We start from the raw sequence: 16,694 nt of genomic DNA, 5'->3' as shown, positions 1-16,694 counted from the left end.
CTCAGCCCTCCCCGGCGGTCCGGCGGCGACTGCGGGACACGATGATCTTCTCGACGGCGGCGATGTGGTCCGGCGAGTGCATGGTCTCCTGCTCGGCGAGCAGGGCGGGTTCCAGCACGGTGGCGAGCGCCTGTTCCAGGTGGAGGTTGACCGCACGCTTGGTCTCGCGCAGCGCCTGCGCGGGCAGGGCGGCCAGCCGTCCCGCGAGGTCCATGGCCTCGTCCAGGAGCTTGTCCTTCGGCACGGAGCGGTTGGCGATGCCCAGCCGGACCGCCTCCTCGGCGCTCACCCGGTCGCCGAGGAACAGCAGTTCCTTCGCGCGGGTCAGGCCGACCAGCAACGGCAGGACGAGAGCGCCGCCGTCACCGGCGACGAGCCCGACCTGGACGTGCGGGTCGGCGAGATGGGCGTCGTCGGCGATGAGGACGAGGTCGCTCAGCAGGGCGAGGCTGCATCCCAGGCCCACCGCGGGCCCGTTGACGGCCGCGATCACCGGCAGCGGGCAGCGGACCATGCCGGTGATGATCCGCCGCGCCTCGTCGACGTTGCGTTCCCGGAAGGCGCGGTCGCGCTGGACCCGGGTCATGATGTCGAAGTTGCCCCCGGCGCTGAACGCCCGGCCGCGCCCGGTGAGGACGACCACCCGGGCCTCCGGGTCGGCGGCGAGCGAGTCCCAGAGGGACGCGAGGGAGGAGTGCAGTTCCTCGCTCATCGAGTTGAGCTGGTCCGGCCGGTTCAGCTCGATCAGCCGGACCGGCCCGACAGCCGTCACCACCAGGTCGGTCATCTCCACCGCCATCAGTCATCCATCGGTCAGGAACGGGTCAGTAGAGTTGAATGCTATAACTAATTAAGCTTTCTGGAAACGGCTCGCTGGAGTGACGGAGGACGCGTATGCCGGAGCAGGAGTACGAGACCGTGCGGGCCGAGGTGGCGGACCGGATCCTCACCGTCACCCTCAACCGGCCCGAGAAACTCAACGCCTTCAACCCGCGGATGATGGCCGACCTGCTCGACGTCCTGGACGCGGCCGACGCCGACGACGACATCCGCGTGATCGTGGTGACCGGCGCCGGACGCGGCTTCTGTGCGGGCGCCGACGTCAGCTCCGGCGGCTCCTCCTTCGACCACCGCAAGGCAGGCGCCTGGCACCGGGACACCGGCGGCCGGGTGGCGCTGCGGATCTTCTCCAGCACCAAGCCGGTGATCGCGGCGATCAACGGCCCGGCGGCGGGTGTCGGAGCCAGCATGACCCTGCCCATGGACATCCGGCTGGCGTCGACCTCGTCGAAGTTCGGCTTCGTCTTCGCCCGCCGCGGCATCGTGCCGGAGTCGGCGGCGAGCTGGTTCCTGCCCCGGGCGGTGGGTATGCAGCGGGCCATGGAATGGGTGGCGACCGGCCGCGTCTTCGGCCCCGAGGAGGCTCTCGCGGCCGGCCTGGTCCGCTCCGTGCACCCGCCGGAGGAGCTGCTGCCGGCGGCGTACGCGCTCGCCCGGGAGATCGCCGAGAACACCTCCGCGATCTCGGTCGCCCTCTCCCGCCAGATGATGTGGCGGATGCTGGGCGAGCCGCACCCGATGGCCGCCCACCGGCTCGACTCGCGGATCATGAGCCAGATCGGCGGCGGCCCGGACCCCGTGGAGGGCGTCCAGTCGTTCCTCGCCAAACGGCCGCCCGCATTCCCGGGCCGGGTCAGCAAGGACATGCCACCCCTCTACCCCTGGTGGCAGGAGGAGGAGTTCCGCCCCCTCGAGGAGCAGGCACCGGCGCCGGAGGGTCAGCGATGACGACGTTCGACTACATCGTGGTGGGCGCGGGTTCCGCGGGCTGCGTGCTCGCGGGACGTCTCTCCGAGGACCCGAAGACGTCCGTGCTGCTGATCGAGGCGGGCGGCCGGGACTCCACACCGCTGATCAGGATGCCCAAGGGGTTCGGCAAGCTGCTGGGCGATTCCCGGTTCGCCTGGCACTACCCGGTCGAGCCGGTGGGCCCGAGCCGCCGCGTCGAGCACTGGGCCCGGGGCCGGACCCTCGGCGGATCCAGCTCGGTCAACGGCATGGTCTACAACCGCGGTGACCGCGCCGACTACGACGAGCTGGAGCGGCTCGGCAACCCGGGCTGGGGCTGGGACTCCATGCTGCCGGTCTTCAAGCGGATCGAGGACAACGCGCTCGGCGCCTCCCAGGTCCGGGGCGCGGGCGGCCCGCTGCACATCTCGACGGCACCGGAGCCGGAGCCGCTCTGCGAGGAGGCGATCGCCGCCGGCACCGGACTCGGCTGGCGTCGCACCGACGACCTGAACGCGAGCGACGACGAACGTATCGGCTACGCCATGGCCACCATCAAGAAGGGGCAGCGGTTCAGCGCCGCCCGCGCCTTCCTGCACCCCGTCGCGGACCGGCCGAACCTGACCGTGGTGGTGGACACCCTCGTGACGCGCGTCCTCGCCGAGCACGGCAGAGCCGTCGGAGTGCACGCCCGCAGCAACGACCTGGAGACCGACTTCCGGGCTCGGCGCGAGGTGATCCTCTCCGCCGGCAGCATCGCCACGCCCAAGATCCTCCAGCTGTCCGGCATCGGCCCGGCCGAGACGCTGAAATCGGCCGGCGTCGACATCCTGGTCGACAGCCCGCACGTGGGCGGCCGGATGCGCGAACACCGCTGCTTCGTCGTCCAGTACCGGTTGAAGGACGACCTCGGCTACAACAAGGCGCTGAGCACTCCGCTGCGGCAGGCCCTGTCGGGGGTGAGATACCTGGCCACCCGCCGTGGGCCGCTGGCCGCGCCCGCCTTCGACGTCATCGCCTTCTTCAAGACCCGTCCCGAACTCGCCCGCCCTGACGCCCAGTTGCTCATCGCGCCGGTGTCCCTGCTGCCCGACGTCCCCGGCGAGGAGACCGGCGTGGAACGCGAGCCCGGGGTGATGGGCCTCGGCTACATCCTGCGCCCCACCGCCGAGGGCAGCCTGCACATCACGTCGGCCGACCCCGACGCCCCTCTCACGATCACGCCGAACTACTACGGCACCGACCACGACCGCACGGTGGGGACCGCCCTCTTCCGGCGCATGCGGCAACTCTTCGAGGCCGATCCGATCGCCGGCCGGATCACCGCCGAGACGCTGCCGGGCCCCGAGGTCCGCGACGACCAGGACATCATCGACGCCGGTCTCGACCAGGGACGCTGCGGCTACCACGCCATCGGCACCTGCGCCATGGGCCCGGCCGACGACGACGTCGTCGACGCCCGGCTGCGCGTACGCGGTGTCGAGGGCCTGCGGGTCGTCGACTGCTCGGTCATGCCGACCATGGTGTCCGGCAACCTCAACGCACCGATCACGGCCATGGCGTGGAGGGCGGCCGACCTCATCCTGGGGGCGGTCTGATCCCGCACCGGGAGATCTGGCCGAAACATTGTCGTAGTTTGTTTGACCTGTTAGCGTCCGGTCGGCGGACATTCAGTTGAATGCGCTAAACCATTGACCGCCTGGATGGTAACCATGAGCGATGGTTTCCTGCACGAATCCCTTCGCTGTGTCGACTGGGGGGTCGCCACCGCGGACACCATCGCGGCGGCGCCGCCGCCCCTGCCGGAGCGTGACGGACACTTCCGGCAGTGGACCGAAGACCTCCGGCAGCTGACCGGCGTCGTCGCGGACACCCACCGCATGGTCGCCGGATGGCCGCAGCTCCAGCCCGACGGCCCCGGCAGCTGGGACCGGGACGCCCTGGACCGTTGTGACCGCGCGCTGGACGCACTGCTCGCGCACGGCACCCGGCCCTGTCTCACCCTGCTCGACCGCTCGCTGCCGCCGTGGCTGGACGCGGCCGGCGGCTGGCTCGCCCGCGACACCGCCGAGCACTTCGCCGCCTACGCCGCCGAACTGGGCCGCCGTTTCGGCGACCGGGTGGAACGCTGGATCACCTCCACCGACCTCGCCGGCCCCACGCTCGCGGACCACGTGGCCGGAATGTACCCCCCGAACCGGGGAGCGGGCCGGGCCGGGCTGCCCGCGGTCCACCACATCCTGCTGGCCAACGGGCTCGCCGCGCAGGCCCTGAGGGCCACCGGCGCGCAAGGCCGGATCGGGACGACGGTCACCCTCGTGGGCGGCTACCCGGCCACCGACGACCCCTACGACCGTCTCGCCCTGGAGCGCCTGGAGAGCTGGACCAACCGGCTCTTCCTCGACCCCCTGCTGCTCGGCGAGCACATGGTGACCGAAGACGGCGACTCACCGGTGCAGGACACCGGGTGCGTACGCCCCGGCGACCTGGAGACCATCACCACCGAGCAGGATCTGCTGGGGCTGTCCTGGCACACCCCGTTCCGCGTCACCGCGCCGGAGAACCTGCCCCGCGTGCTGCCGACGAGGACGTGTCAGAGCGCCCTCAACGAGGTGAACCGCCTGCTCGTGGGCCTCGGCTTCGCGATCGTCCCCTTCGACGACGTGGAGACCACCGCCTACGGCTGGCCGATCATCCCCGAGGGACTCGCCGACGCCGTCGCCGGTCTGTACGAGCTGTACGGCGACGTGCTGCCGCCGCTGTCCGTCATCGACAACGGCATGGGCGACCTGGACCTGGTCGACGCCACGGGACACAGCGACGACGACCGGCGCCGGGCCCTGCTGCGCGCCAGGCTCACCTGGCTGGCCGGACTCACCGCGGCCGGGGTGGAGGTGTGCGGCTACGAGTACTGGTCGGTCCTCGACAACCTGGAGGCCAAGTTCCGCTACACCCGCCTGTACACGATGGCGGTCCCCGACCACGAGGCCCCGCCGCGCCCCCCGATCCCCTCCGACTGGCTGCACCGCGGTGCCTTCGCCGGCGCCGCCGCGCCCGAAGCGGGGCGCGCGGCCGGTCTGAGTCTGGTGCCGGCCGCGCCCCGGACTCAGGGCAGCGGAACCTCGTAGCCCGGCCCCGGCCTCAGGATGCCGGAGCCTCGTAGTCCCTGCCCGGACTCAGGGCAGCGGAACCTCGTAGTCCCTGCTCCGGGCTCAGGATGCCGGAGCCCTCGTAATCCCGGCCCCGGCCTCAGGATGCCGGAGCCTCGTAGTCCTTGCCGCGGATCAGTCGCACCGGCGTGTAGACGAGGACGTCCTCGTCCCGCTGGTTGCGTACCGTGATCCGGCTGGTCACCACGCCCCGGCCGGGCTTGCTGGAGGGCCGGGAGTCCGTGGTCTCCACGACGGCGTACACGGTGTCGCCGACGTACACCGGACCCAGCACGTCGAGTTCCATGTGCAGGAAGGCGAGGCCCGTGCCGTGCAGTACGTTCGTCTGGAGGACGAGCCCTTCGGCGATGCAGTAGGTCAGTCCCCCCGGGACCAGTCGCCCGGTGTAGCCGCCGTCCGCTGCGTGCGAGGCGTCCCAGAAGAGGGGCTCGGTGAAGCCGCCCCAGGTGACGAAGTTGACCAGATCGGTCTCCGTGATGGTGCGGCGGGCGGTCCGGAAGACCTGCCCGACCGGCATCTCCTCGAAGGTCAACCCCGCGACCAGCAGGGGGACCTCGGTGGTGTTCTGCTGCGGCGCCATGATCGGTTCCTCTCGTACGGTGGTCACAGGTCGAGCGGGTGCTTGCCGCTGACGCCCTCGAAGTCCGCGGGCCGCTTCTCGCGATGGGCGGCGAGTCCCTCGACGACCTCGTGCCCGCCGAACCCGAAGAACTCCAGCCCGAGCGAGGCCTCGAAGATCGGCTGGGCGGTGCGGTACCAGTGGTTGAGGGACCGCTTGGTCCAGCTGATCGCGCTGGCCGGCCCGGCGGCCAGGGCGGTCGCCACCCGCAGGGCCTCGGTGTGCACGTCCGCGTCGTCCACGCACTTCGACACCAGCCCGATCCGCTCGGCCTCCTCGCCGGTGAGCGTCTCGCAGGTGAGGAGGTAGTACTTGGCCTTGGCCATGCCGCACAGCAGCGGCCAGCAGATGGCGGCATGGTCACCGGCCGCGACGCCGAGCCGCGTGTGCCCGTCGACGATCTTCGCCGTGCGGGCGACGACGGAGATGTCCGCCAGCATGCCGATGACCAGACCCGCCCCGACCGCCGGGCCGTGGATCGCGGAGACCACCGGCTTGGAGCAGTTGAGCACCCCGTAGACCATGTCCCGCGCCTCCCGCATCACCCGGGCGCGCACCGCGTAGTCCTCGGTCATGACCTCGATGGAATCGAAGGTCCCGCCCGCCGAGAACGCCCTGCCCGCCCCCTGGACGAGCACCGCTCGGGTCTCCTCGTCCCGGTCCACGACGGACCAGATGTCGGCCAGCTCGCCGTGCATCCGCGGATCCACGGCGTTGAGGTTCGGGGCGTCGAGCACGATCCGGAGCACGCCGGGCGCGGGCCGCTCGAAGGTCAGGCTCGTGAACGGGGCGTAGGGATCGGTCACGTCGCGCTCCTGGTGTATTCAGTGTGGATACTATAATTATCTAACTGTATTGAAGGGTGGGCGGCAAGCGGGCCGCACGTGACGTTGCACGGAGGACGGGAAGCTCGGCATGGATCTCACCTTCAGCGAGGAACAGGACGAACTGCGCAAGGTCGTCCGCTCGTTCCTCGCCAAGCACTCCGACGAGGCGAACGTGCGCCGCCTGGCCGCCGATCCCCGGGGCCACGACCCCGTCGTCTGGCGGCGGATGGCCGGCGAACTCGGCCTGCAGGGGCTCGCCGTCCCGGAGGAGTACGGCGGCTCCGGCTTCGGGTACGTCGACCTCGGCATCGTCTTCGAGGAGACGGGCCGCGCGCTGCTGTGCGGGCCCTACTTCGCCACCGTCGCCCTGGCCGCCGAGGCACTCCTGCGCTGCGCCGACGAGCAGGCGCGACACGACCTCCTGCCGGGCATCGCGTCCGGCGAGACGGTGGCCACGCTGGCGCTCACCGAGGACAGCGGCCGCTGGGACGAGCCGGGCATCCGGCTCACCGCCGCCCACGACGAAACAGGCGGCTGGCGGCTGACCGGCGCGAAGACGTACGTCCCCGACGGACACCTCGCCGACCTGCTCCTGGTCGCCGCCCGCACCCCCTCAGGTGTCAGCCTCCTGGCTGTCGACACCACCGACGCGCCCGGCCTCACCCGCACCCCCCTCCCCACCCTCGACCAGACCCGCAAACAAGCCCGGGTCGAGTTCACGGACACCCCCGCCCGCCTCCTGGGCCCCGAGGGTTCGGCATGGCCCGCCCTGGAGCGCACCCTCGCCACCGCCGCCGTACTCCTGGCCGCCGAACAGGTCGGGGGAGCCGCGGCCGCCCTGGACGCCGCCGTGGCGTACGCCAAGATCCGCGAGCAGTACGGCCGGCCCATCGGCTCGTTCCAGGGGATCAAGCACAAGTGCGCCGACATGCTCATGGAGATCGAGTCCGCCCGCTCGGCGGCGTACGGCGGGCTGTGGGCGCTGGACGCGGGCGACGAGGCGGAGGTCGCGGTGGCCGCCGCCCTCGCTCAGGCCTTCTGCTCGGAGGCGTTCACCAAGGTCGCCGCGGACAACATCCAGGTCCACGGCGGAATCGGCTTCACCTGGGAGCACCCCGCACACCTGTACTTCAAGCGGGCCAAGAGCTCCGAGGTGCTGCTCGGCACACCGTCGTACCACCGGGAACTGCTCGCCGCCCGGCTCGGCATCTGAGACCTCAGGGAGAAGCAGACATGGAGCTGGACTTCGGGCCCGCCGTACGCGACTTCCGCGACGAGGTGCGGGACTGGCTGGCGGACCACCTCGTGGGGGAGTTCGCCGAGCACCGAGGCGTGGGCGGACCCACCGACGGCGCGGCCTGGGAGGTCCGCCTCGCCTGGGACCGCGAGCTGTCCGCCGGGAACTGGCTGGGCGTCGGCTGGCCCAAGGAATACGGCGGACGCGGGCTCGGGCTGCTGGAGGAGATCGTCTTCGAGTACGAGTACGCCCGCGTCAACGCCCCGTACCGGGCCACCGTCAACGCCCTCGACCTGCTCGGCCCGATGCTCCTCGCGACGGGCAGCGAGGCGCAGAAGAAGCGCTTCCTGCCGCCGATCCTCGCCGTCGAGGAACTGTGGGGCCAGGGCTTCAGCGAACCCGGAGCCGGTTCCGACCTGGCGTCCGTACGCACACGGGCGGAACGGGACTATGGGGGCACCTCCCGCTCGAGCGGAGCCGAGAGTGGGGGAGAGTGGGTGGTCAGCGGACAGAAGGTGTGGACCTCGTTCGGTGTGCACGCCGACTGGATGTACGTCCTCACCCGCACCGACCCGCAGTCCGCGCGGCACAAGGGCCTGACCCTGCTGCTCCTGCCCACGGACCAGCCCGGCGTGGAGATCCGCCCCATCCGCAACCTCGCCGGCCAGGACGAGTTCGCCGAGGTGTTCCTCTCCGACGCCCGCACCGGCGCCGACATGGTCGTCGGCGAGGTCGGCCAGGGCTGGCGCACCGCGATGGCCACCCTCGGCATCGAGCGCGGCACCACCCTCCTGCCCCAGCAGCTCAGCTTCGAGCGGGAGGCCGAGGCGCTGATCGACCTGGCCCGCGAGCGGGGCGCGCTCGACGATCCGATGCTGCGCCGCCGCATCGTCGACGCCTGGATCTCCGTACGCATCATGCGCACCACCAATCTGCGGACCATCGCAGAACTGACCGCCGGCCGTACTCCGGGAGCGCAGGCCACCACCGCGAAGCTGTACGCGTCGACCCGGCACCAGCAACTCGGCCAGCTGGCCACGGAGCTGGCGGGACCGGCCGGGCAGATCGTCGGCGAGGACTACGGCCTGGACACCCGGCAGCGCTCCTTCCTGCTGTCCCTCGCGGAGACGATCTACGGCGGGTCGAGCGAGATCCAGCGCAACATCATCGGGGAGCAGGTCCTCGGGCTACCGAAGGAGCCGCGCCCGTGACGTCGATCGAGGAGCGTGTCGACCGCATCGAGTCGCAGCTCGCCATTCAGCAACTGCCCATCCGCTATGCCCTCGCCGTGGACGGCCGCGACCTGGACGCCTGGGTCGGCTGCTTCCGGCCCGACGTGGACATGGGGCGTCACGGCCGCGGTCGGGCCGTCCTGCGGCAGCACATCGAGCCCCAGGTGCGCGGCTTCCACCGGTCGGTCCACCAGATCTGCGGCCACCACATCGAGTTCACCAGCCGTGACACGGCAACCGGCGCGGTGTACTGCCGGGCCGAGCACGAGGTGGAGGACCGGTGGATCGTGATGGCGATCTGTTACAGGGACGACTACGCGCGCGTGGACGGCGAGTGGTACTTCTCCCGGCGCCGTGAGCAGCACTGGTACGCGGCGGACGTGACCGAGCGGCCTCAGGCGGTGGGCTTCAGCGGCTGGGAGGGAGCCGGAGAGCCGGCCCTGCCCGACGCTTTCCCCGCCTGGTCGGCCTTCTGGAAGGAGACGTGATGGCACGGTTGTCAGGCAGGACAGCGCTGGTCACCGGCGGAGGGCAGGGAGTGGGGCGCGGCATCGCGCTCGCGCTGGCCGCCGAGGGGGCGGCCGTGGTGATCACCGGTCGCACCGAGAGCAAGCTGAAGGACACGGCAGAGGCGATCGCCGAGCATGGTGGTCGGGCGCACGTGGTGGTCGGTGATGTGGGCGAGCGCGACGACGTCGACCGCATGGTGGCCGAGACGGTACGTGAGTTCGGCGGCCTCGACGTGCTCGTCAACAACGCGCAGTCCTCGGTGCAGCGCAGGCTGGAGGCGACGTCGTACGACGACGTGGAACTCACCTACCGCAGCGGCCCGTTGGCGGCTTTTCACGCGATGCAGGCCGCCCTGCCCCATCTCAAGGAGAGCCGTGGCAGCGTGGTGAACCTCGGTTCCTCGGCCGCCGTGCAGGGTGAGGCGACCTTCGCGGCGTACGCGATGGCCAAGGAGGCGATCCGCGGCCTGAGCCGGGTCGCCGCGCGGGAGTGGGGCGCGTACGGGATCCGCGTGAACGTCATCTGTCCGGCCTCGCTGAGCCCGGCGGCGGAGGACTACCTCGCCGCGCACCCGCAGAAGGCGGAAGAACTCGCCCGGCAGATCCCGTTGGGCCGGCTGGGGGACCCGGAGGCCGACATCGGCCGGGCGGTGGCCGCGCTGGTCAGCGACGACATGGCCTATCTGACGGGTGCGACGCTGATGCTGGAGGGCGGCCGGACCCTCATCGGGTGACGCGGCTACACGACACCCCGGGCCCGCAGCCGGGCCAGCTGCTGCTCCGTCACTCCCGCAAGGGCGGTCAGTACTTCGGCGGTGTGCTCACCCAGCGCGGGCGGCGGGGCGTACCCCTCGACCGGCGTGGCCGTGAACCGGATCGGGTTGGCGAGCATCGGCAGCTGTCCGGAGGCCGGGTCCTCGACCTCGACCAGCATCCCCCGGTGCCGGATCTGCGGGTCGGCGAAGACCTCGGGCATCTCGTTGTACGGGCCGGCCGGGACGTCGTGTTCGTCGAGTACGGTCAGCCACTCGTCCCGGGTGCGGGTCCGCAGGATCGCCGCCAGCACCGGCAGGATCTCCTCGCGGTGGGCGATCCGGGCGGAGGTCGTGGCGAGCCGTTCGTCCTGGAGGAGGTCGGTGCGGTCGGCGGCGGCGCAGAAGGCGGCGAACTGCTTGTCGTTGCCCGCGACCAGGAAGATCGGCTTGTCCTTGCAGGGGAAGGCCTGCGAGGGGATCCCGCCGTAGCCGCCGTTGCCGCGCCGCTGGGGAACCTCGCCGGAGACGAGGTAGTTCATCGCGAAGTGGGACAGCGAGGCCAAACCGCAGTCCAGCAGGGACAGGTCGATGAACTGGCCCTCGCCGGTGGCGTCCCGGTGGCGCAGGGCCGCGAGGACGGCCGTGGAGGCGTAGAGCCCCGTGAGGATGTCGATCATGCTGACGCCGACCTTCATCGGTTCCTCGGGGTGCCCGGAGACGCTCATCATCCCGGACATGGCCTGGAAGATGCCGTCGTAGCCGGGACGGTCGGCGTACGGGCCGGTCTGGCCGAAGCCGGTGACCGAGAGGTAGACGAGGCGCGGGTTGAGTTCGCGCAGGCTCTCGTGGTCGAGACCGTACTTCGCCAGCGTGCCCGTCCGGAAGTTCTCGACCAGCACGTCCGACCGCGCGGCGAGGGCGCGGATCAGCTCCTGCCCCTCGGCGGTGGCGTGGTTGACGGTGACCGACCGCTTGTTGCGGTTGCAGGAGAGGTAGAAGGCGGCGGTGTCGGTCCGGTCGCCCTCGGGCCCGGGCGCGAAGGGAGGGCCGTACGTCCGGGAGTCGTCCCCCGTTCCGGGCCGCTCGACCTTGATCACCTCGGCGCCCAGGTCGGCCAGCATCTGGGTGGCCAGTGGCGCGGCGAGGATGCGGGACAGATCGAGCACGCGGATCCCGGCCAGTGCGGTCGACGGCATCTGGGTCTCCCTCTGTTCACAGCCAGCGAATCAGTTATATAAATAATACATCTAGTCGACTTGCTGGGCCCATGTGATTGCTGCAACTATCCAATTCATGTAACTATATGGACGGCCGACAGGCCGGGACCGGAGGGCGTGCTGATGACCGTCGCGGCGAGGACCCTCACCGAACAGGAACAGCGCGAACGCCGGGCGTGGTTCCGGATCCGCTGGGAGCGCGGGGTCGCCTTCAACCGCCGCTGCCGCATCCGGGTGACGCGCTGGGACCCGGAGGGAGTCGAGATCGTGCTCCCCTACGCCGAGTCTCTCTCCGCTCACGAGGACGTCTTCCACGGCGGGGTGATCTCCTCGCTCATCGACACAGCCGGCGCCGGAGCCGTGATCGCCGGGCACGATTTCACCAAGGGAAGCCGGCTCAGCACCGTGTCCATGTCGGTGCAGTACCTCGCCCCCGCCCGCGGGCGTGAGGCGGTCGCGTACGCGCGCTGCGTGCGGCGGGGCGGCCGAGTGCACTTCGCCGACGTCGACGTGATGGCCGACGGACGCATCTGCGCCCGTGGGCAGGTGGTGGTGACCATCTCAGGGGAGCGGCCCGGCGTCGGCGACCCGATCCAACCGCTGGACGAGGAGTGACGTGATGCCCGAGGAGCCCGTGGTGTCTGCCGAGGACCTGGATCTGGTGCTGTACGAGGTCGACGAGGACGGCGTCGCCACCGTCACCCTCAACCGGCCCGAGCGCAAGAACGCGTGGAGCATCCCCATGGAGCGCCGCTTCTTCGCGATCCTCGACGAGGCCGCGCACGACCCCGCCGTCAGGGTGGTGATCATCACCGGAGCGGGCAGGGCCTTCTGCCCCGGGATGGACATGCAGCGGCTGGAGCAGAACTCCCAGCCGGGCGAGTCCCTCAACCTCCAGGCCCGCGTCCCCATGTACAGCAGACGGAACATGCCGAAGCCGATGATCGCCGCCGTCAACGGCGCCTGCGCGGGCATCGGTCTGGTCCAGGCACTCATCTGCGACGTCCGCTTCGCCGCCCGCGGGGCACGCTTCACCACCGCCTTCACCCGCCGCGGCCTGGCCGGAGAGTACAACCTGCCGTACGTGCTGCCGCGCGTCATCGGTCTGGAGAACGCGCTCGACCTGTTGCTGTCCGGCCGTGTCTTCGACGCCGACGAGGCGAAGGACCTCGGCCTGGTCAGCCGCGTCGTCGAACCCGAGGACCTGCTCGACGCGGCCCGCGCCTACGCCCGGGACATCGCCCGCAACTGCTCGCCGCGGGCCATGGCCGTCGTACGCCACCAGGTGTACGGCGACCTGGACCGCCCCTTCACCGACGCCCTCGCCCGCTCCTACTCCGCCATGGAGTTCTTCGCGGGCTCGCCCGACTTCCGGGAGGGCGTGTCGAGCTTCGTGGAGAAACGGGAGCCGAAGTTCGAGGGGCTCCCGCCGGACTTCGACCCGGACGAGGCCACACGCGACGCGTTTCTGCCGTACTGATGTGCCGTACTGATGTGAGGAGCACACGCAGATGACAGCGCAACCGTTTCCCGTCGAGGCAGGGCACATCATGATGTTCGCCCGTGCCATCGGCGACGAGAACCCGGTGTACGGGGGCGAGTCCGCGCTCGCACCGCCCACCTTCACGATGGTGAGCGCCCACTACGACCCCGACTACCACCTGCGTCCCAAGCCGGACGAGGAGTGGTTCGGGTCGGGGCGTGACGCCGGGGTCATGGCCGAGGGCGGTGGCGGGCTCCACGCCGAGCAGCACTTCGAGTACCACCGCCCGGTGCGTGCCGGCGAGACCCTCTACGCGCACAACAGCACCGGACGCAGCTGGGAGAAGCAGGGCCGCACCGGCCGCCTGCTCTTCAGCGAGCGCATCACCGAGTACCGGGACGCCGACGGCGAGCCGGTCGTCAGAGCCGTGACCGTGGCCGTCGTCCCCGAGGGCCCGGCAACCCCGAAGGACGCCCGATGAGCCTGAACCCGGACGACATCAAGGTCGGCGAAACCCGCGAGAGCGTCCTCGTCGACGACCTCAAGCGCACCCGCATCGTGCAGTACGCGGGCGCCTCCGGCGACTTCAACCCGCTGCACACCGACGAGCGGTTCGCCGTCGAGGCCGCGGGCTATCCCGGCGTCTTCGCCCACGGCATGCTGACGATGGGCATGACCGGCCGGGTCCTGACCGACTGGGTCGGCCCCGAGGCGCTGCTGCGCTACGGCGTGCGCTTCAAGGCGCAGGTCTGGCCCGGCGACACCCTGACGGCCATGGCCACCGTCGAGTCGATCGAGGACACGCCGACGGGCCCGGTCGCCCACTTCGCCCTGCGCACCCTCAACCAGGACGGCGCCGAGGTGGTCACCGGCACCGCGGCGGCCCGCCTGGAGCCCTGAGCCGATGGCCGCCACGCAGGAAGGGGTGCAGGCGGCCACCTGGACCGCCATGGTGAGCCGCGCCTACGACCATGCCCGCCCCGCCGTCCGGTTCGGCGACCTCGCCTGGACCGGACGCGAACTCCTGGACCGTGCGGGCGGCGCGGCCGACTGGCTGGACACCCTCGGCCTGGAGCCCGGCGAACCGGTGCCCGCACTGGTCGCCACCTCCGCCGACGCCCTCGCACTGGTGATCGGCGGTGCCGGATCCGGCCACCCGCTCGCACCGCTGGGGGTGCGGATGACGGCGTACGAGATCGCCGCCGTGGTGAGGGAGACGCGGGCCCAAGTCCTGCTGGCGCAACCCGAGTTCGCCGAACTCGCCAGGCAGGTCGCTGAACTGTCCGGCCGACGGATCGCCGTCGTACCCGAACTACCCGCCATCGCGCGGACCTTGACCGCCGAACCCGACGACCTCGCTGCCGTCCTGCACACCTCCGGGACGACGGGCCTGCCCAAACCGGTCCCCATGAGCCAGCGGCGGCTGGCCGCCCGAGCCCGCGTGAACGGGCGGCTGTGCGGGCTCGACCCCGACAGCTTCTACGGCGGCAGCGCTCCCTTCCACCACATCGCGGGCCTGGGCAACATCGCCGTCGCGCTCGCCGCGGGCGCCCTGATCACCGGGCTGCCCCGCTTCACCGTCGAGGGGTGGGCCCTGCTGCGGGACCTCGGCACCACACACACCAGCATGGTCCCGGCGATGCTGGAGACCCTGCTGGCAGCCGGAGAGGCCCGCCACGAATCGCTGCGGACCCTCCAGTACGGCGGCGCGCCCGTCCGCCCCGGCACCCTGCGCCGGACGTACGAGGCGATGCCCGGCGTCCGCATGCTCAACATGTTCGGCCAGACCGAGGGCTCGCCGATCAGCGTCCTCACCCCGGAGGACCACCGGGAGGCGGTCGCGGGACGCACCGAGCTGCTGCGGTCGGTGGGGCAGCCCGCCCCCGGAGTCGAAGTCAGGGTCCACGACCCCGGACCGGACGGCGTCGGAGAGATCCACGCCCGAGCCGACCACCTCTTCCGGATCGACACCGAAGGCTGGCTGCACAGCGGCGACCTGGGCCGCGTGGCCGAGGACGGCTATCTCTACCTGCTCGGCCGACGCACCGACATGATCATCCGTGGTGGCGAGAACGTCCACCCGCTGGAGGTGGAGACGGTCCTGTCCGCGCATCCCGGCGTGGCGGACGTCGCGGTCACCGGCGTTCCCGACGAGCGGCTCGGCCAGACCGTCGTCGCCTTCGTCGTACCGGCCGATCCCGACGCCCCGCCGCGGCCGGCGGCACTCAGAAGCCACACCCGCGCCCGGCTGTCCGGGTTCAAGGTGCCCGTCCGCTGGTGGTTCGTGGACGTCCTGCCGCGCAACGCGAACGGCAAGGTCGTGCGCCGCCGCCTGCGCGAGCCGTGCCAGGGAGGAACAAGTGACGCTTGACCACGCTGTCGTCAGCCCGGAGACCGCGGGCGTCGACCCGCACCGGCTGGACGTGCTCCTGCGCCGGATCCGTCTGGAGGTCGAGCACGGACCGCTGCCCTCCGCGCAGGTCGCCGTGGCCCGGGGCGGGCGGCTGGTGGCCTTCGAGACGTGGGGAGACGCCGAACCGGACACCCGGTACGTCCTGCAGTCCGTCGGGCGATCGGTCGTCGCCGGCGTGGTGTGGAAGCTGATCGGCGAGGGGCTCCTGGACGTCGGCGAGCAAGTCGCCGCGATCATCCCGGAGTTCACGCCGAACGGGAAGGAGGCGGTGACGGTCGAGCAGGTGCTCACCCACACCGCCGGCTTCCCCTTCGCACCGCTCGGGTACCCGAAGATGCTGGACCGCGAACAGCGGCTCGCCGCCTTCGGCCGCTGGCGGCTCGACTGTCCGCCGGGCAGCCGCTTCCAGTTCCATCTCACCTCGGCCGCCTGGCTGATCGCCGAGATCGTCGAACGCCGCACGGGCCTGCCCTTCGCCGACTACGTGCATCAGCGGATCGCCCTGCCGCTCGGCCTGTCCTCGATGGAACTCGGCGTGCCGGTCGACCGGCAGTCCGGCACCGTCGCCCCGATGACCGCCACCGACCGCACGAGCGACGACCAGCAGCCCGACCCCTGGGGACCCTGGTATCTGTCCGACCCGCGGGTGCTGGCGGCCGGGGAGCCCAGCCACGCGCTGGTCGCCACGGCCGCCGACATCGCCCTGTACTTCCAGGCGCTGGAACACTCCGGCCTGTGGAAGCCGGAGGCCGTGGCGGACGGCACCCGGATCCGGCTGACGGACCACCCGCACGGGGAGCAGATCTACGGGGGCGGCTCCGACCGCCGTACCAGCATGGGCCTGTTCGTCACCGTGGCCGGACCGGACGCGGGCAGCAACCTGCCGTCCACCGGTTCGCCCGCCCTCTTCGGCAGCGCCGGAGCCGCCTACCAACTGGGCTTCATGGACCCGGAGACCGGCCTGTCCTTCGCCTGCCTGAGCAACGGCTATCCCCTGGCCGGCTACGACCACTCCCGGCGCGGCACGGCACTGCTCACCAACATCGCGAATCTCGCGGCGGACCTCACGGACTGGTGCCGCCCGGGTGCTTGACGGTCCCGGCTCCACCACCGGACGAAGGCGATGCCCGCGAGAAGGAAGAGTGAGTAACGGATCGTCCGGCCGTGGAGGTCCGTGGAGCGGCGGGTGTGATGCGGCTCGGCCGACGCCACGGAAAGGCCGTGCGTCGACTTCACGGGCGGCGGTGCGGGAGTCTCGTCCGCTACGGACAACTCCTGTGTGATGTGCTGCCATACCCGTTCCGGAGGGGTGGTCGGGAGGTCGGACTCCTGCACGCCACGGGCGGCGGCGATGACCCGTGTGATCAGGCGCAGTTCCTCCCGGCAGCGGTGGCATGCCGCGAGGTGCTGCAGGGCGCCGGGGTCGTTGCTCGAGATGTCGTTT

General features: G+C 71.2%; 17 protein-coding genes. 13 read left to right on the top strand and 4 right to left on the bottom strand.

Annotation, left to right across the window (positions count from 1 at the left end; translation table 11 throughout):
- Position 1: 1 nt before the first annotated feature.
- Complete coding sequence (locus ACFWWR_RS07465; RefSeq protein WP_384302423.1) at positions 2-799, bottom strand: enoyl-CoA hydratase/isomerase family protein; 798 nt, start codon at positions 797-799, stop codon at positions 2-4.
- Positions 800-894: 95 nt separating this feature from the next.
- Here ACFWWR_RS07465 and ACFWWR_RS07460 point away from each other — a divergent pair, with 95 nt between their 5' ends.
- The 3 genes from ACFWWR_RS07460 (at position 895) to ACFWWR_RS07450 (ending at position 4,916) form a co-directional block, all read left to right on the top strand.
- On the top strand, positions 895-1,788 hold the full coding sequence (locus ACFWWR_RS07460; RefSeq protein ID WP_384302421.1) for a crotonase/enoyl-CoA hydratase family protein: 894 nt from the start codon (positions 895-897) through the stop codon (positions 1,786-1,788).
- Positions 1,785-3,386 (top strand): GMC family oxidoreductase, encoded by a 1,602-nt coding sequence (locus ACFWWR_RS07455; protein ID WP_384302419.1) that lies wholly within the window; start codon positions 1,785-1,787, stop codon positions 3,384-3,386. The genes ACFWWR_RS07460 and ACFWWR_RS07455 overlap by 4 nt, the downstream gene beginning before the upstream one ends.
- A gap of 114 nt (positions 3,387-3,500) precedes the next feature.
- A complete protein-coding gene (locus ACFWWR_RS07450; protein WP_383859834.1) occupies positions 3,501-4,916 on the top strand; it encodes a family 1 glycosylhydrolase in 1,416 nt (471 codons plus the stop codon).
- Between the two features lie 121 nt (positions 4,917-5,037).
- On the opposite strand, the gene ACFWWR_RS07445 is transcribed toward ACFWWR_RS07450, so the two are convergent.
- Positions 5,038-5,538 (bottom strand): MaoC/PaaZ C-terminal domain-containing protein, encoded by a 501-nt coding sequence (locus tag ACFWWR_RS07445; protein ID WP_384302417.1) that lies wholly within the window; start codon positions 5,536-5,538, stop codon positions 5,038-5,040.
- Between the two features lie 23 nt (positions 5,539-5,561).
- On the bottom strand, positions 5,562-6,383 hold the full coding sequence (locus ACFWWR_RS07440) for an enoyl-CoA hydratase/isomerase family protein (RefSeq protein WP_383859840.1): 822 nt from the start codon (positions 6,381-6,383) through the stop codon (positions 5,562-5,564).
- Between the two features lie 109 nt (positions 6,384-6,492).
- Here ACFWWR_RS07440 and ACFWWR_RS07435 point away from each other — a divergent pair, with 109 nt between their 5' ends.
- From ACFWWR_RS07435 to ACFWWR_RS07420, 4 genes are read left to right on the top strand one after another with little or no spacing between them, the layout of a single operon-like run.
- On the top strand, positions 6,493-7,617 hold the full coding sequence (locus tag ACFWWR_RS07435; RefSeq protein WP_384302415.1) for an acyl-CoA dehydrogenase family protein: 1,125 nt from the start codon (positions 6,493-6,495) through the stop codon (positions 7,615-7,617).
- 20 nt (positions 7,618-7,637) lie between these two features.
- Positions 7,638-8,852 (top strand): acyl-CoA dehydrogenase family protein, encoded by a 1,215-nt coding sequence (locus ACFWWR_RS07430; RefSeq protein ID WP_384302413.1) that lies wholly within the window; start codon positions 7,638-7,640, stop codon positions 8,850-8,852.
- The gene (locus ACFWWR_RS07425; protein ID WP_383859849.1) at positions 8,849-9,361 is read left to right on the top strand and encodes a nuclear transport factor 2 family protein; all 513 of its coding nucleotides are present in this window, start codon (positions 8,849-8,851) and stop codon (positions 9,359-9,361) included. The genes ACFWWR_RS07430 and ACFWWR_RS07425 overlap by 4 nt, the downstream gene beginning before the upstream one ends.
- Entirely contained in the window at positions 9,361-10,116 is a 756-nt protein-coding gene (locus ACFWWR_RS07420; RefSeq protein WP_383859852.1) for an SDR family NAD(P)-dependent oxidoreductase, read from the top strand. The genes ACFWWR_RS07425 and ACFWWR_RS07420 overlap by 1 nt, the downstream gene beginning before the upstream one ends.
- 5 nt (positions 10,117-10,121) lie before the next feature.
- Here the strand turns inward: ACFWWR_RS07420 and ACFWWR_RS07415 are convergent, their stop codons facing one another.
- Complete coding sequence (locus ACFWWR_RS07415) at positions 10,122-11,333, bottom strand: CaiB/BaiF CoA transferase family protein (RefSeq protein WP_383859855.1); 1,212 nt, start codon at positions 11,331-11,333, stop codon at positions 10,122-10,124.
- A 144-nt stretch (positions 11,334-11,477) separates the two neighbouring features.
- On the opposite strand from ACFWWR_RS07415, the gene ACFWWR_RS07410 reads away from it, so the two are divergent.
- From ACFWWR_RS07410 to ACFWWR_RS07385, 6 genes are read left to right on the top strand one after another with little or no spacing between them, the layout of a single operon-like run.
- The gene (locus ACFWWR_RS07410; protein WP_383859858.1) at positions 11,478-11,969 is read left to right on the top strand and encodes a PaaI family thioesterase; all 492 of its coding nucleotides are present in this window, start codon (positions 11,478-11,480) and stop codon (positions 11,967-11,969) included.
- 4 nt (positions 11,970-11,973) lie between these two features.
- The gene (locus tag ACFWWR_RS07405) at positions 11,974-12,834 is read left to right on the top strand and encodes an enoyl-CoA hydratase-related protein (RefSeq protein ID WP_383859861.1); all 861 of its coding nucleotides are present in this window, start codon (positions 11,974-11,976) and stop codon (positions 12,832-12,834) included.
- A 31-nt stretch (positions 12,835-12,865) separates the two neighbouring features.
- A complete protein-coding gene (locus ACFWWR_RS07400; RefSeq protein ID WP_384302411.1) occupies positions 12,866-13,318 on the top strand; it encodes a MaoC family dehydratase N-terminal domain-containing protein in 453 nt (150 codons plus the stop codon).
- On the top strand, positions 13,315-13,737 hold the full coding sequence (locus ACFWWR_RS07395) for a MaoC/PaaZ C-terminal domain-containing protein (RefSeq protein WP_384302409.1): 423 nt from the start codon (positions 13,315-13,317) through the stop codon (positions 13,735-13,737). Before ACFWWR_RS07400 ends, ACFWWR_RS07395 begins: the two co-directional genes overlap by 4 nt.
- 4 nt (positions 13,738-13,741) lie before the next feature.
- Positions 13,742-15,208, top strand: a complete 1,467-nt coding sequence (locus ACFWWR_RS07390) for a class I adenylate-forming enzyme family protein (protein WP_384302407.1) — start codon at positions 13,742-13,744, stop codon at positions 15,206-15,208.
- The gene (locus tag ACFWWR_RS07385) at positions 15,198-16,343 is read left to right on the top strand and encodes a serine hydrolase domain-containing protein (RefSeq protein ID WP_384302405.1); all 1,146 of its coding nucleotides are present in this window, start codon (positions 15,198-15,200) and stop codon (positions 16,341-16,343) included. The genes ACFWWR_RS07390 and ACFWWR_RS07385 overlap by 11 nt, the downstream gene beginning before the upstream one ends.
- Positions 16,344-16,694: the final 351 nt, after the last annotated feature.

It is taken from the genome of Streptomyces sp. NPDC058678, assembly GCF_042714835.1.
Taxonomy (GTDB): Bacteria; Actinomycetota; Actinomycetes; order Streptomycetales; family Streptomycetaceae; genus Streptomyces.
Note: the sequence above shows the minus strand (reverse complement) of the source record. Positions and strands in the feature narration are given on the sequence as shown.